The organism is Arcicella sp. LKC2W (assembly GCF_034931005.1).
Taxonomy (GTDB): Bacteria; Bacteroidota; Bacteroidia; order Cytophagales; family Spirosomataceae; genus Arcicella.
The window spans coordinates 47117-62871 of the sequence record NZ_JAYGIN010000023.1; the positions used below are offsets into that span (position 1 = coordinate 47117).

Below are 15755 nucleotides of genomic sequence, written 5' to 3' on the forward strand. Positions count from 1 at the left end.
TGTGTTTCGGTCGGATTTAACTCTTCTAAGGATTTGAAACCTTAGAAGAGTTCGTTTCTTAATCTAATCTTTTCTCAAAATTCCATCAATAATTTCTAAACTCAAACCAATGGAATTTTCGGGCTTGAAAAGTTCGTTTAATTCGCTTTCTGATAAATTAACCGATAATTCTATCAGTTTTTCTTTCAAATGTTTTTGTTCTGAAACGGCTGATTTACAGGCATTTTCTACCAATTCATGAGCCGCTGACTTCCCTATTTTTGAGGCTAAAGCTAATGAGACATTTTCGGCATAAATCAAACCCTTCGTGATTTCAAGATTTGCTAACATTCGATTTTCGTCAACTTCTAAACCTTCTATTAATTCAATTCCACGCTCTAATGTTCCTGCGGTGAGTTGCATAATTTCGGTCAAAACTTCCCATTCAGAATGCCAAAGTCCCACCGAACGCTCATGTTCTTGTACCATTCCTGAAAGCATCGTCGCCACCAAGTGCGGTACTCGATTAGCGTTTGCCAAAATAGCCGTTGATGTCACAGGATTGCGTTTATGTGGCATCGTACTTGAACCACCTTTTCCAGCCGCCGCACCTTCAAACACCTCTCCTACTTCTGTTTGCATTAGAAGCGTAATATCTTTGGCAATTTTGCCCAAACTACCGTTCAAAACTCCTAAAACAGAGGCAAATTCGGTTAAATTATCTCTGTTTGTATGCCAAGAATTTGCCGTTTTTAGTGCCAAAATATCCGCAAAAATTAACTTTACTTTTTGATTTATCTGCTGATTCTGACTGCCAACTGCTCCTGCTAATTGAATCACTAAAACTCGTTTTTTAGCCTCCTCAATTCTTGCTTTTGAACGAACAATACTCTCCAACCATAAAGCCGTTTTCAGACCAAATGTGATTGGTTTAGCTTGTTGTAAAAGCGTTCTGCCAATCATAAAAGTGTTGCGGTGTTTTTCAGTAATTACGATTAAATTTTGCTCTAAAAGCATCATTTTTTCTTCCAACCAATCAATAAAATCCTTGATTTGCAAAACTGTTGCCGTGTCCACCACATCCTGACTGGTTGCTCCTAAATGTACATATTTGGCAGCTTCAACATCTTTGTTTTTAACAATTGCCGTCAATTGTTTTACCAACGGAATCGCCGCATTTCCACTCAATTTTATATCCGCTTTGAGTCGTTCAAAATCAATAAAATCAGTATGGCAACATTGTCCAATTATCTCAGCAGCCGAAACAGGAATTACGCCTTCTTTCGCTTGTGAAACCGCTAAAACGGCTTCAAATTGTAGCATTTCAGCGACTACATTCTTATCAGAAAATAGTTCGTTGATTTCGCTTGAATAGAATATTTCGGAGTATAAACTCATATTTCAAAAAAGACAGTTTCGTTTTCGCCTTGCATATAAATATTGAACTCATATCGTGACAATGAACCGATTGCCCCATTTTTCTGAGCAATCAATGTTTTTCTTCTATCTTTTTCAATAGAATTCAAAACCTCATCTTTTTCATTAAGTGCCACTTCGTCAGAAAAGTAAATCCTTGTATATGAATGAATTAGCTGTCCACGCATGAAAATAATGACCGTCAAATACGGAGCTTGTCCATTCACTGATTCGGGTTTAATGGTATGAAAAATGAATCGATTTTGAGCATCCGTTCCCGTCCCGAATCTACCAAAAAGTTGATTTTCACCGTCATTTTGCCAAATTTCGATGATGGCATCAGGAATGACATTATTATCTCCATCAAAAACTTTTCCGACGATGGTTATTGCCTCTGGATGCTCAGTTGGATTGACCATTACGTTACCAACTAAACTTTTAAAATCATATAAATACTGCTCTGGCGTAAGGCTATATGCGAAATATGGGCCTACGGTTTGAGATGGAGTCTGTTTCATTTTTTTTGATGATTGATGTTCGATTTTCGTTATTCGATTTTCGATTTGCTAAATTCAAACATCGAGCATCGAATTACAAACATTAAAAACTATTGTTTTTCAAATGGCGTTGCGTTGTTTCCTCTCAACACAAAATCAAAGCGATAACCCAACGCAAAACTTGGTTCAGTGATTGACAAATCGAATTGAGAAATCAATAAATCACGTCCTTGAGGTGGCACGCTCAAAAAAATCGGGTCATATTGTAAAAGTGGGTCACCTGGAAAATACATTTGCGTGACCAAACGGTTAGTAATGTTTGCCCCAAATAACGAAAAGTGAATATGGTTTGGTCGCCACGCATTGTAATGATTTCCCCAAGGGTACGCCCCAGGTTTGATGGTATAGAATTTATAATTTCCTTCCGAATCCGTCAAACAACGCCCTGCACCCAAGAAATTAGGGTCGAGCGGAGCATCGTGTTGGTCAACTTTATGCACATAACGACCGCACGAATTGGCTTGCCAAATTTCGATTAAAGTATTCGGAATTGGCTGACCGTTTTCATTCAAAACCTTTCCATGAACAACAATTCTTTCACCCAAAGGTTGACCGTTTACAATTGAATTTTTGGTCAAATCATTATCTAATATTCCTAAATTAAAATCACCAAAAACGGGTCCTGTCAGTTCAGAAAGCGATTGTTTTAATACCACCAATGGCTTAGTGGGAGCTCGTAAAACCGTTGAGGTATAGTCTGGAGATAAATACGGAGGCTGTACTTCTCTATCAAATTGATTATAAATAATGTTGCTCATTGATTCAATAATTATTTGGTTTGAATTCTATGCAAATGTATGACGTTGCAGCAGGTTCTTGTTGGATAAATTGAAATAAAAATTGCACAATTCAAACATTTAATCAATATTTGAATTGAAATAGTACCAGAATTTGCATTATTGAAACATCCATGAATAATAATTTACTCAATTTTAAAGGTTTGTACGGTGATAATCAATCATCGCCCCTACCCGAATTTATCCACCTCGAAGCCTTAGAATTGAGAAGTAAAGTGTATGATTGGGAAATTACCGAACACCTCCACACCGATTTGATTCAGGTTTTTATATTTTCTTCGGGCGAAGGTTTATTGATTTCTGAAAACAAGAAAATTGCTTTGAATACGCCTTCTATTTTGATGATTCCTGCCAATACATTGCATGGTTTTGTATTTCAGTCAAATATCTGTGGCGATGTTCTCACTTTTTCAGAATCATTCCTTGAAAATATCTTCAAAAATTCTCCTCACGTAACTTTGGGTTTAAATAATTTGAAGAATTTTTCTTTTGACGCAAACCCAAAAGGATTTGAGGAAATGCTGTATTTGAAAAACAAAATTGAAGAAGAATTACAAACAGAGAATCTCGAAAAACAGATTTCATTACGAGCTTTTTTTCAACTTTTTTTCGTGAATTTATACCGTTGGAGTTTACAAAATGAAAACCAAATCTCAAAGTCAGATAATAGAACGATTGGGTATTTTCAGGCTTTTCAAAAAAGTGTAAAACAGTCGCTCCATGAATCAAAATCTATTAACGATTATGCCCAAGAACTAAATATTACGGCGGTGCATCTCAATCGCATTTGTCAGTCGTTGGTACAAAAATCCGCTTTACAAATTGTGCATGAATATTTGGTAAATGAAGCCAAAAAATATCTTTTAAACACGTCTCATTCCATCGCTGAAATTTCTTATTTCTTAGATTTCAAAGACCCCGCTTATTTCACCCGACTTTTCAAAAAGCAAACGGGTTTATCGCCGAGTGAATTTCGGAATAGTAATAAGTGATTGGGGATTTACGAGTTTTTGATTTACAAATCTCGCTGTTTCATTCCCCAATATTATCCTCTTAATTTAACCACTTTCTCCCACATATTAAAACAAACTCCGATACCAATACTTTCAAAATTTTTGTTTAAATACTACATATATTTAGCGGTCAGACTACCGTCTGACCGAATATACAAACTCAGTCAGACGGTAGTCACACCGAATATACAAACTCGGTCAGACGGTAGTCACACCGAATATACAAACTCGGTCAGACGGTAGTCACACCGAATATACAAACTCAGTCAGACGGTAGTCAGACTGAATATACAGACTCGGTCAGACGGTAGTCAGACCAAATATACAAACTCGGTCTGACGGTAGTCAGACCGAATATACAAACTCAGTCAGACGGTAGTCAGACCAAATATACAAACTCGGTCAGGCAGTAGTCAGACCGCTCATAAGTTCTAACTTCATTAACAAAACAATGGAAACGCTCTCAAAACTCCTGTTCCATTCAAAAACTAACGCAACTCCCAATTTCATAATAACTTTTACTTATCAAAAACCCAAGAAACAAATATTGGACTTTTATATGATTAAAATTGAATTTTGCAAGACATTTTAATTCATCATTGAATTATGATTTTTGAAATTATTAGTTCAATTACAGTATAAAGAGAGAAAATTAGCCTAAAAATGGTTTAAACATGGAAAGTAGGACAAATTTCTAATCTATCAAATAAATGTATAGAGAGGTTATAAACTTGTCATACTTATTCAAAAAACAGGCTTTTCTAATCAGATTTATTTATTGAACAAAAGGTTTTCAGCCTTTATAATTTCAAAACAGTCTTGTCAAAACATTTTAATTTCAAAAAATTATGAAGCGAATAATAAAAGAAGCAATTGCTTTATTTGAAGCAGAATCAAATGATAAAAAGGTAAGAGAAACCGTTGAAAACCTCATTGATGAAGTAAAAACAGGTGGCGATGAAGCAGTAAGAGCTTTATCTGCAAGATTAGATAATTGGTCGCCAGAAAGTTTCAGACTTTCGCCAGCACAAATTGAGGGAATTATCGCAAGTTTACCTACACAAGTGATTGAAGACATCAAATTTGCACAAGCACAAATCAGAAATTTTGCAACACACCAAAAAAATGCCTTGAAAGATATTGAGGTTGAAACCCTTCCTGGAGTTTTCTTGGGGCATAAAAATATTCCTGTTAATAGTGTAGGTTGCTATGTTCCAGGTGGGCGTTATCCAATGGTTGCCTCTGCACACATGAGCGTGCTTACTGCTAAAGTTGCTGGTGTTAAGCGTGTTGTGGCGTGTACACCACCTATCAAAGGCGAAATTCCTGCGGCTACGGTGGCGGCAATGTACTTGGCAGGTGCAGATGAAATTTACCTTTTGGGTGGCGTTCAAGCGATTGCAGCGATGGCTTTAGGAACAGAAACGATTGATTCAGTTGATATGATTGTTGGGCCAGGTAATGCCTATGTTGCCGAAGCTAAAAGACAATTATTCGGAAAAATTGGGATTGATTTATTGGCTGGCCCAACCGAAACTTTAGTAATTGCTGATGAAACCAGTGATGCCGAAATCTGTGCAACGGATTTGCTCGGACAAGCGGAACATGGTCCAACTTCTCCTGCTATTTTATTGACAAATTGCGAACAATTGGCTTACGATACCATCAAAGAAGTTGAACGTCAATTGACTATTTTACCAACAGCTGATGTAGCAAGTATTGCTTGGAGAGATTACGGACAGGTTATTTTGGTGGATAGCATTGATGAATTAGTAGCAGAAGCCGACATCATTGCAAGCGAACACGTACAAGTTATGACTGCTGACTCACGTTATTTCTTGGAGAAAATGACCAATTTCGGAGCATTATTTCTCGGAAAATATACAAACGTAGCTTACGGAGACAAGGTAATTGGTACAAATCACACGCTTCCAACTAAGCACGGAGCAAAATATACAGGTGGTTTATGGGTTGGAAAATTCATGAAAACTTGTACTTATCAAGAAGTAAGAACGCCAGAAGCAAGTGCTATGATTGGTGAATATTGTTCGAGATTATGTGCTATTGAAAACTTTGCAGGACATAAAGAACAAGCTGATATTAGAGTGAGAAGATATAAGACTGTTTCGTAAATTCTGATTTAATACACTGTTTAATAAGTTATTAGGGAAGTCTAATTTTCTGAAAGAACTTCTCGAAAGTGGAAGAAACTTTCGAGAAGTATAAAGCCCCGACTTCACTTCCCGAAAGTTATTTTTACTTTCGGGAAGTTCCCTTAAAACTTATTAAACACTATATTTAATCGAACAAAACTTTGGTATAAAATACTCTTCAAAATCTCACGTTATGAAAAACTCATCATTAAGAAAAGTCGTCTTAGTAACTGGCGGAGCAGGCGAAATTGGCTCTGCTATTTGTAGAAAATTTGCAGAAAATGGCTTTGATGTTATCATTACCTACAACTCAAATTCTCAAAAAGCAGAAGCTCTGTTAAGCACTTTGCCTGAAGGAAATCATACGATTTTTCATGCTCCAAATACCGATGCTGAAAAAGTAAATGCTTTGAAACATTTTGTGGCTGAGAAATACGGAAAATTAGACGTTTTGGTGAATAATGCAGGTATCACAACGCCTGTTGCTCACGAAGATTTGGAGGCTTTGACTGACGAATGGATTGACAAAATCATGCAAACTAATTTCAGAGGAACGTTTGCCATGAATAGAGCTTTTAAAGATTTATTGATGAAATCGGAAGAAGATACTGCTCTGATTGTCAATATTTCATCTATCGCAGGTATTTATGGAATTGGCTCAAATGTGGCATATTGTGCTTCAAAATCTGCAATTGATTCCATGACTCGTTCGTTAGGAAGGGCTTTAGCTCCGAAAATCAGAGTGGTTTCGGTTTCTCCCGGATTTGTAGAAGGTGAATATACCAAGAATTTTGACCCTGCATTTTTGCAAAATCAAAAGGAAAATACACCACTCGGACGCTTTGCAGTGAATGAAGACGTAGCCAATGCCGTTTTTGCGGTAGCCACTCAACTGACTTTTTCTACTGGAAATATCATTACGGTAGATGGCGGAAGGCTTTTAAAGTAACACAGGTTTCTAACCTGTAAAAAAACAAGTAACACAGGTTTCTAACCTGTAAAATGGACGTTACTAACGACGACAGGTTGGAAACCTGTCCTACTGAATAAATAACAGGTACTCCATTGACAGGTTGGAAACCTGTCCTACTTACATAAATATTAACAACAGAGACAGGTTGGAAACCTGTCCTACATACATAATAACAACGGAGACAGGTTGGAAACCTGTCCTACTTAACCTCCCATACGGGACTCAATATGAAAATAATTGACCTTTCTGTAACCATTTCAGAAGAAATTAAAGAGCCACTTCCTACTAAAATTGTCTATGAAGACCATAAAGAAGGTGCTAAAAAAATGGGTGGAAAATTGTTTGAAGGCATCGCTGGTGATGTTTTTATCAATGGAAATGGCCCTGCTGGAGAATTCTTGACCGTTACAAGTCACTGCGGAACACACGTAGATGCCCCTTACCATTATTATCCAACTTGCGAAGGCAAACCGTCGAGAACAATTGACGAAATGCCTTTAGATTGGTTTTTCCACGATGGCGTTGTGCTTGATTTTACGGATAAACCAGACGGCTATATGTTTGAACCAGAAGATTTAATTGAAAAATTAGCTGACATTAATTATACATTAAAACCATTTGATATTGTCTTGATTCGTTGTGATGCTGACAAAAGAATTCACGATGAAGATTTTGTAAAAATCCACGTGGGGGCTTCCGCCAAAGCTACACACTGGTTGATTGACCAAGGCATAAAAGTAATGGGAACTGACGGTTGGGGTTGGGATATTCCATTGCATATTCAAGCGGCAGATTATAGAGCCAATCCAAGAGATGGCGTGATTTGGCAAGCTCATTATGTTGGAATTGAAAAAGAATATTGTCAAATTGAAAAATTGGCAAACTTAGACCAATTACCTCCATTCGGCTTCAAAGTATCTTGTTTCCCTGCCAAAATTAAAGCAGCAAGTGCGGGCTGGACAAGAGCCGTAGCAATTATTGAATAGTGATTTTTGAAGAAAAAATTTAATTCTCTAAATTTTAGTTTAATTTTATCGAATGAATAAAGTGTAAAATTCATGTAAAATCAAACGAAATTATTTACTTCCGACGAGGTAAATAATTCCCAAATCAAACACATATCCAATGACAAAACGTATTATTACCGCCCTCATTTTATCGAGTTGCTTACAACCCATTTTTGCTCAGAAAAAGTGGACAGAAACCACTAACGGAACTTTTAACATTATCAAAAATCAAGGTGGGCAGACCTTAGGATATTCGCCAAATTCAGGTATAAAAGTTTTGACAGTCAATGGTTTAGCTTTCAAAGATTTAAACAAAAATGGCAAGTTAGATAAATTTGAGGACTGGCGTTTACCCATTGATGCACGTGCAAAAGATTTGGCTTCAAAACTTACTATTCAAGAAATTGCAGGGCTAATGCTTTACTCTTCGCATCAATCGCTTCCTGCCCGTGCGGGAGGGTATTTTGCGGGAACATACAACGGAAAACCTTTCAAAGAAGGTGAAATAGACCCTTCTGATTTGACCGACCAACAAAAATTATTTTTGAAAGATGATAACCTTCGTCACGTATTATTGACAACGGTTCAGTCGCCAGAAGTAGCCGCAAAATGGAATAACAAATTACAAGCTTACTGTGAAAGTGTTGGAAACGGAATTCCTGCCAACAACAGTACAGACCCACGTCACGGAACGAAAGCCAAAGCAGAATACGATGCGGCTTCGGGCGGTGAAATTTCGATGTGGCCAAGTTCTTTAGGTATGGCGGCGACTTTCAAACCTGAATTAGTTGAAAAATTCGGACAAGTAGCAGCCGCAGAATATCGTGCTTTGGGTATTACGACTGCCCTTTCTCCGCAAGTTGATATTGCCACAGAACCACGCTGGAGTCGTTTCAACGGTACTTTTGGCGAAAGCCCTGCTCTTTCAGCAGAAATGGCTCAGGCATATTGTAATGGTTTTCAAACTTCACTTGGAAAAAAAGAAATTGCGAACGGTTGGGGTTTGGGTAGCGTAAATGCGATGGTAAAACACTGGCCAGGTGGCGGTGCTGGCGAAGCAGGACGTGATGCACACTATGCTAACGGAAAATTTGCGGTATATCCAGGTAATAATTTTGATGCTCATTTGATTCCTTTTATCAACGGAGCATTCAAATTGAAAGGTAAAACAGGCATGGCTTCTGCCGTGATGCCTTACTATACCATTTCTTGGAATCAAGATAAAAAGAATGGTGAAAATGTAGCGAACAATTATAACAAGTACATTATCAACGACTTACTAAGAACAAAATATGGTTACGATGGCGTAGTTTGTACCGATTGGCTTGTAACTGGCGACCATAAAGCAATGGATGTTTTTATTGATGGAAAATCATGGGGAGTTGAAAAACTTTCATTGGCTGAACGTCACTATAAAGTATTAATGGCTGGTGTTGACCAATACGGTGGAAATAATGATGCAAAACCTGTTATTGAAGCTTACCAAATGGGCGTAAAAGAACACGGCGAAGCTAAAATGAGAGCAAGAATGGAACAATCTGCGGTGCGTTTGTTGCGTAATATTTTCAGAGTTGGTGTTTTTGAAAATCCATATTTGAATGTAGAAGAAACCAAAGCGACTGTTGGAAATCCTGCGTTTATGAAAGCAGGTTATGATGCTCAATTACAGTCAGTTGTAATGTTAAAAAACCAAAGTTCAACCTTACCAATTACCACTAAAAAGACAGTTTATGTACCAAAAAGATTTGTCCCTGCAAGCCGTAATTTCTTAGGAATGGAATCTCCTGCTTCAACGGATTATCCTGTAAGTATCGATATCGTTAAGAAATATTATAATGTAACCGACAATGCCGACGAAGCTGATTTCGCTTTAGTATTTATCCAAAATCCATCGGCAACGATTGGTTACGACAAAGAAGATTTGAAAAATGGCGGAAACGGATATATTCCAATCAGTTTGCAATACGGAGATTATACCGCTACCGAAGCTCGTGAAACAAGTATTGCAGGTGGTGACCCAATGGAAAATTTCACGAACCGTTCTTACAAAAACAAAACGGCAAAAACACCAAACATTACCGACATGACTTTGGTTACTGAAACCAAAGAAAAGATGAAAGGTAAGCCTGTTATTGTTTCAGTGAATACGACTAACCCAATGATTTTCAGCGAAATTGAGAAAAATGCTTCTGCTCTTTTATTGAGTTTTGGCGTGCAAGACCAAGCAATTTTAGAAATCGTTGCAGGAAAATCTGAACCAGCGGCACTTCTTCCAATGCAAATGCCTGCCGACATGATTACGGTAGAAAAACAAGCCGAAGACGTTCCTTACGATTTGAAATGCTACAAAGACAGTGAAGGAAACGCCTACGATTTTGGCTTTGGAATGAACTGGAAAGGTATCATCAAAGACGAACGTACCGTGAAATTTAAGAAATAGTTTTCATTGACGATTTAGCACGCAGAAGACGCAGATACTTCGTAACGCAGATTTTTACAGATAAAATAGAACGACTAAATGTATTTTGTACAAACCTCAAAGTTTATGTATGTCTATTTTGTATAAGAGTAAATCTATAAAAATCTGCGGTTGAAAATCTGCGTCATCTGCGTGCTAAAAAGTCAATTATTAACTCATCCAACAATGAACAAAACTGAAAAAATACCTACGCTCGAACCTTCAGACATGACGAGTTTTCACTCGCATACCATTGATTGGCAACCTGTAATTTCTAACACCAAACACCAATATTTTCATGTTAACCGCTTGGAGAATTTTGTCGATAAAATGACCTTTCCCCTGCCTCCACATCGCAAAACTATTTGCGATTTTTTGTATGTAAAAAAAGGTCACTCCCAAAGAAGTAAAGGATTAAGTAGCTATGAGTTCGGAGAATCTTCCGTGTTTTTCTTGCCTGCCTATCAAATTACACAGCATGAGAAAATGAGTCACGATTGTGAAGGTTTCTTTTGTCATTTTGATGAAAAAATTTTTCAGTTTTTACCCAAGAATTACCTCCACGAAAATTACCTTTTCTTCCAATTTCAGTCAAGCCCAATTATTAATATTTCGCCCGAAACTCAGAAACACATTGAGTCAATTTTAGAGCGTTTATTATTAATTTATGAAGATGACCAAGAGCTTAATAAAAACATCATTGCATCTTATCTTTTGGTATTATTTGAGGAATTGAAAAAAGAGATTCCCAATCAGCACAAAAAGACTAAAAATGCCTTCTTTCAAGTAACTGAGCAATATAAAATAGCATTATCTCAGCATATTTATCAAAAACAAAGCATTACTGAATATGCACATATTTTGAATATTTCACCCAATTATCTCAATAAATGTGTAAAAAATTGTACCGATAAAACAGCCCAAGATTTACTCAATGAAATGCTCATTTTAGAAGCAAAAACATTGCTCAAATACTCCAATTTTCAGATTGCAGAAATCGCTGTAAACCTCTGTAATCAGACACCAAGTAACTTCTCCCGATTCTTTAAAAGCCAAACAGGAATTTCTCCTAAAGAATATGTTGAATTGTATTGATTTTGAATACAATTGGGTTATTTTTGATTCACAATTCCGCTTAATAATAATGACTTTTGTAATGTTTTTTATTGAAATATCACAAAAAAATCATCCCCATGAATACATTATTATTATTGAAAAAAAACGGCATTTGTTTATTGCTAATCTTGTGTAGTCATATAATTTTTGCACAGAACAATAAAATTTCTGGAAAAGTTACAGACACGAAAGGAGAAGCCTTAGCGGGTGCATCGGTCACTATCAAAGGAGCAAATAAAGGCTCTTTGACTGACAAAAATGGAGACTTCTCAATTGCCAATGTTAATAATGGCACAGTCAAATTATCTATTTCATTTATTGGATTTACTACCAAAGAAGTAAACGTAACGGTTCCTCAAACAGCCGATTTGTCAGTTACTTTAAGCGATGACGAGACTTCACTCGAAGAAGTTGTGGTTACAGGTGTTTTTGACAAACGTACCAAAATGAGTGCTTCGGTAGCTATTTCTACGCTCAATGTCAAACAAATTGAAGCGGTTGTTCCGAATAGTTCTGCTGATTTACTCAAAAATCTGCCAGGCGTTTATGTCAATACTTCAAGAGGTGAAGTAGGAAACTCTATTTATACAAGAGGTTTAAATTATAATGGTGGTTTTTTCTATGTTTCTATGCAGGAAGACGGCTTGCCAGTGATGGGTATTTCAGGACTTATCCAGCCAGATGCTTATCTTAGAGCAGATGCAACTATCAATAAAATAGAATCTGTGAGAGGTGGAACTGCCAGTATTTTAGGGCCAAATGCTCCAGGAGGTATCTTTAATTATGTTTCTAAAACTGGCGGACAAACATTTGCGGGTGAAGCTCGTGCCAGATTTGGATTGGAAGGAAATGGGAAAAATCCATATTATCGTGCTGATTTCAACGTTGGAGGACCACTTTCTAAAGATAAAACCCTAACGTTTAATGTAGGTGGTTTTTATAGAAGTGCCGATGGCCCTAAATATCCTGGCTATAAACTTAGTTATGGCGGACAAGTAAAGGCAAATATTATCAAAAACTACAAATCAGGTTCATTGAAACTTTATGCCAAAGTTTTGGACGATAATACGGCACAGTTTGAATATACGCCTTCGGTAGATTTCCAAAATCCAAGACCAGCAGGGAGTTTTACCAATACAAGTTCGACCTTGATTCAATCGCAACAATTTACGGTTTTGAAAGCCGTTTCAGGTGCATCGAAAGACATTAATTATGATACTCAGAAAGTGGGTTCTTATGATGAAAAATCAATCGGATTAAACTGGGAGCAAACTTTTGGTGAAGGTTGGACTTTCAACAATAATTTAAAATATTCTGATAAAGATAATATCAGCCAAACTACGGCGGTTGTTTTCCCTTTCAGAGTTGACCAAGTGGTGTTTTATGGGGTTAGTGGCAACGTTGCCAAATTTGGAACGTATGAATTTTACAATCCTACAACGGGTCAAAGCTACGGAACTGTACAACAATTGCCCCCAACGCCAACAAGTGGAGGTATTCGTTTTATTCCAAACAATTTGAGTTTACCAGGAGGCGATGTTTTACAAAATGCGGTATTCTACAATCCAAATCCGTATGGAGAAGTTAGCATGAACGATTTTATCGACCAAGCTACTATTTCTAAAAAATTGAAAAACATGACCTTTACGGGTGGTTTGTATTACGCTTCAACTAAGGCGAACCGCTTCTCAATGATTCCTGCGGGACAAAGTTTTGCAACAGTTGAAAACCAACCTAAAACGGTAGCGATTAGATATACAAGTTTGGCAGGAACAAAATTTGAATTGACAAACCCTAATGGAATTACCAACTTTGGCGGAAGTGGCGTTTATGAAAACGAAGCAAATATCAAACAAACAGCTTTGTTTTTGGGTCATAACTGGGATATTACTGAAAAATTAAACTTCGACTGGGGTATTCGTGCCGAAACATTCAATATCAAATCAAGTTTTGTAACGCCAAAACGTGTTACTCCTGATAGTCCAACGGGTGCAGACGGCAACGCTACAACTTTATACGATAACCGTTTATTTACGGCAAATCCAACGCAAAGTTTTGAAAAAACATTATCATTTAGCGACGTAATTTCATACTCAATGGGTTTAAACTATAAAATCCACGATGGATTGGCAGTTTATGGTCGCTATTCTCAAGGACGTAAAACACCTGATTTAAGTTACTTCATGGATATTGCCAATCAGCAACTTACCTCAAATATTTCGGTAGAAGCACAAGACATTAAAATGGCAGAATTTGGGGTAAAATACAGAAGTAGAAACTTCAATTTATTCCTAACACCATTCTATACTTTGGCAGGAAACATTCCTAACTTCCAAATTTTCCAAAATACTGATGCCACTTATTATGCTCCTGCACGTGTATATCAAAAAATCGAAACAAAAGGTTTAGAATTGGAAGGAAATTATGTTTTCAACAAAAATTTCAGCCTTCGTGTTGTAGGTATTTTACAATCTTCGGTAGCAAAAGAATTTAGTGTTTGGTTAGCAAAAACGAATGGCCCTGCTGATGATGAAAAAGTGAGTTATAATGGTAATCAAAACGATAATATCGGTAATATGTTTACCGTAACTCCGACATACAGTAACGATAAATTTACGGCATCAATCAACTGGCAATACATGGGTAAACGTTGGGCAAACGTTGGAAATGCCTTCCAATTACCTTCATTCAACTCATTTGATTTGAATACTTCGTACAAAATCACGAATAAAGTACAAGCCAATTTATCGATAAATAACCTTTTCGATACTTACGGAATCATGGGTTGGGCTGCTCCAGGTGGTTTCCCTGCGGCATTGGATACACAAGGATTTACCAAAGCAATGCTTGATGCTAATCCTCAAGCTATCTATGCAACATTGCCAATCATGCCAAGAGCCTATTTCTTGACACTTTCATATAAATTTTAATCGCTTTTTCATGATTAAATCGCCAATAAAGACAGCCTCAAAACTGTCTCTATTGGCGATTTTGAATACCAATAATTTTCAAAAGTTAAACATATTTTAAGCATGAAAAAAGGATTTTTTTCTTACGAAAATGGCATTGTGCTTCTGATGGCACTCACCTTTGGTTGTTTGTTTTTTGACCGTTTGGCACTTAATTTTTTGATGCCCTTCGTTGCCAAAGACTTGAATTTGAACAATACCCAAGTAGGACTTTTAGCAGGTGGATTATCTTTAACTTGGGCATTTTCGAGCTTTTTTTCTACGGCTTGGGCAGAAACCAACAATAAGAAAAAACTCGTTTTCATCATTGCCGTTTTTACCTTTTCTGTTTGTTCTTTCGGGTCGGGTTTTGCGGTTTCGTTTACTACTTTATTATTGGCTCGCTTGATGATGGGTTTTGCCGAAGGCCCTGTTATTCCTTTGGCTCAAAATTTTGTAGAAAGAGAATCATCACCCAATCGTTTGGGACTTAATGCGGGGATTTTACAAGCCTTTGGCTCTGCTTTATTTGGGTCAATTTTAGCCCCCGTTTTATTGGTTCAAATTGCCGAAAATATGGGTTGGCGAAATGCTTTTTATGTGGCGGGTGTTCCAGGTTTACTTTTTGGTTTATTAGCGTGGTTTTATGTGAAACCATCAACGGCTGAAAGTAAAGGTGAAAAGAATGATTCTTCGCTTAATATTTCAGAATTATTAGCTTACAATAATATCAAATGGGGCATTCCTGCGGCTTGTTGCGTGTTTGGATGGTGGTTTGCGACTTTACCATTTATTTCAAAATACTTTGTAGAGACACAAGGAATGTCGGCTGACCAAATGGGTAAAACAATGGGATTATTGGGTGTTTCGGGACTTGTTTCTTCGATTATTGTTCCTGCTTTGTCCGATAAAATTGGCAGAAAACCTGTTTTGTTAGTGGCAATTTCCATCGGAGTTTTATACCCTTTTGCAGTCTATTTTCTCAATGGTTCTGGACTTCAATTACCTGCCATATTTATTACTTACTGCATGATGGGGACAATTCCTATCATTGCGGCGGTCATTCCTTCGGCAACTGTTCCAGACCATTTGAAAGCAAAAGCTATCGGTTTAGTTACGGCAATCGGTGAAATTGTTGGAGGCGTTTTGATTCCCGCATTGGCTGGTATTTTATCAGATAGTGTTGACCCATCAGCCTTTTTGTGGGTATCGTCGGTTTTGGCGGTTTTAGCGGTGTTTTTTGTCTCGAAACTTAAATAAAATCGAGTAGCATTAAGTTAGCAACATTCATACACAAGTACCATAAAACACTATTAATCAGCAAATTAAAACCCTTTA

11 protein-coding genes are annotated in these 15755 nt (G+C 37.1%); 8 read left to right on the plus strand and 3 right to left on the minus strand.

From position 1 onward, the window contains the following. Positions 1-63: 63 nt before the first annotated feature. The 3 genes from pcaB to pcaH form a co-directional block, all read right to left on the minus strand. On the minus strand, positions 64-1377 hold the full coding sequence (gene pcaB, locus VB796_RS18150; protein ID WP_323347999.1) for a 3-carboxy-cis,cis-muconate cycloisomerase: 1314 nt from the start codon (positions 1375-1377) through the stop codon (positions 64-66). Continuing rightward, positions 1374-1913 carry a protocatechuate 3,4-dioxygenase subunit alpha gene (gene pcaG, locus VB796_RS18155; protein ID WP_323348000.1) on the minus strand — a complete coding sequence of 180 codons (540 nt, stop codon included), beginning with the start codon at positions 1911-1913 and terminating at the stop codon, positions 1374-1376. The genes pcaB and pcaG overlap by 4 nt, the downstream gene beginning before the upstream one ends. A gap of 89 nt (positions 1914-2002) precedes the next feature. Then, a complete protein-coding gene (gene pcaH / locus VB796_RS18160; protein WP_323348001.1) occupies positions 2003-2710 on the minus strand; it encodes a protocatechuate 3,4-dioxygenase subunit beta in 708 nt (235 codons plus the stop codon). A gap of 152 nt (positions 2711-2862) precedes the next feature. Between pcaH and VB796_RS18165 the strand changes: the two genes are divergently transcribed. The 8 genes from VB796_RS18165 to VB796_RS18200 all read left to right on the plus strand — a co-directional run bounded on the left by VB796_RS18165 (position 2863) and on the right by VB796_RS18200 (position 15677). Beyond that, entirely contained in the window at positions 2863-3741 is an 879-nt protein-coding gene (locus VB796_RS18165; protein ID WP_323348002.1) for a helix-turn-helix domain-containing protein, read from the plus strand. An 869-nt stretch (positions 3742-4610) separates the two neighbouring features. After that, on the plus strand, positions 4611-5894 hold the full coding sequence (gene hisD / locus VB796_RS18170; protein ID WP_323348003.1) for a histidinol dehydrogenase: 1284 nt from the start codon (positions 4611-4613) through the stop codon (positions 5892-5894). Positions 5895-6108: 214 nt separating this feature from the next. After that, complete coding sequence (locus VB796_RS18175; protein ID WP_323348004.1) at positions 6109-6864, plus strand: SDR family oxidoreductase; 756 nt, start codon at positions 6109-6111, stop codon at positions 6862-6864. A gap of 251 nt (positions 6865-7115) precedes the next feature. Next, positions 7116-7874, plus strand: a complete 759-nt coding sequence (locus tag VB796_RS18180; RefSeq protein WP_323348005.1) for a cyclase family protein — start codon at positions 7116-7118, stop codon at positions 7872-7874. A 139-nt stretch (positions 7875-8013) separates the two neighbouring features. Continuing rightward, positions 8014-10335: a glycoside hydrolase family 3 protein gene (locus tag VB796_RS18185; protein ID WP_323348006.1), complete on the plus strand. Its 2322-nt coding sequence runs from the start codon at positions 8014-8016 to the stop codon at positions 10333-10335. A gap of 204 nt (positions 10336-10539) precedes the next feature. Continuing rightward, positions 10540-11448 carry an AraC family transcriptional regulator gene (locus VB796_RS18190; protein WP_323348007.1) on the plus strand — a complete coding sequence of 303 codons (909 nt, stop codon included), beginning with the start codon at positions 10540-10542 and terminating at the stop codon, positions 11446-11448. A 98-nt stretch (positions 11449-11546) separates the two neighbouring features. Continuing rightward, positions 11547-14399: a TonB-dependent receptor gene (locus VB796_RS18195; RefSeq protein WP_323348008.1), complete on the plus strand. Its 2853-nt coding sequence runs from the start codon at positions 11547-11549 to the stop codon at positions 14397-14399. 102 nt (positions 14400-14501) lie between these two features. Further along, positions 14502-15677: an MFS transporter gene (locus VB796_RS18200; RefSeq protein WP_323348009.1), complete on the plus strand. Its 1176-nt coding sequence runs from the start codon at positions 14502-14504 to the stop codon at positions 15675-15677. The last annotated feature ends 78 nt before the right edge of the window (positions 15678-15755 follow it).

Excerpts from the sequence above, each read along its gene's own strand:
- pcaB (WP_323347999.1), bottom strand. The coding sequence starts at position 1,377 with ATGAGTTTATACTCCGAAATATTCTATTCAAGCGAAATCAACGAACTA.
- pcaG (WP_323348000.1), bottom strand. The coding sequence starts at position 1,913 with ATGAAACAGACTCCATCTCAAACCGTAGGCCCATATTTCGCATATAGC.
- pcaH (WP_323348001.1), bottom strand. The coding sequence starts at position 2,710 with ATGAGCAACATTATTTATAATCAATTTGATAGAGAAGTACAGCCTCCG.
- VB796_RS18165 (WP_323348002.1), top strand. The coding sequence starts at position 2,863 with ATGAATAATAATTTACTCAATTTTAAAGGTTTGTACGGTGATAATCAA.
- hisD (WP_323348003.1), top strand. The coding sequence starts at position 4,611 with ATGAAGCGAATAATAAAAGAAGCAATTGCTTTATTTGAAGCAGAATCA.
- VB796_RS18175 (WP_323348004.1), top strand. The coding sequence starts at position 6,109 with ATGAAAAACTCATCATTAAGAAAAGTCGTCTTAGTAACTGGCGGAGCA.
- VB796_RS18180 (WP_323348005.1), top strand. The coding sequence starts at position 7,116 with ATGAAAATAATTGACCTTTCTGTAACCATTTCAGAAGAAATTAAAGAG.
- VB796_RS18185 (WP_323348006.1), top strand. The coding sequence starts at position 8,014 with ATGACAAAACGTATTATTACCGCCCTCATTTTATCGAGTTGCTTACAA.
- VB796_RS18190 (WP_323348007.1), top strand. The coding sequence starts at position 10,540 with ATGAACAAAACTGAAAAAATACCTACGCTCGAACCTTCAGACATGACG.
- VB796_RS18195 (WP_323348008.1), top strand. The coding sequence starts at position 11,547 with ATGAATACATTATTATTATTGAAAAAAAACGGCATTTGTTTATTGCTA.
- VB796_RS18200 (WP_323348009.1), top strand. The coding sequence starts at position 14,502 with ATGAAAAAAGGATTTTTTTCTTACGAAAATGGCATTGTGCTTCTGATG.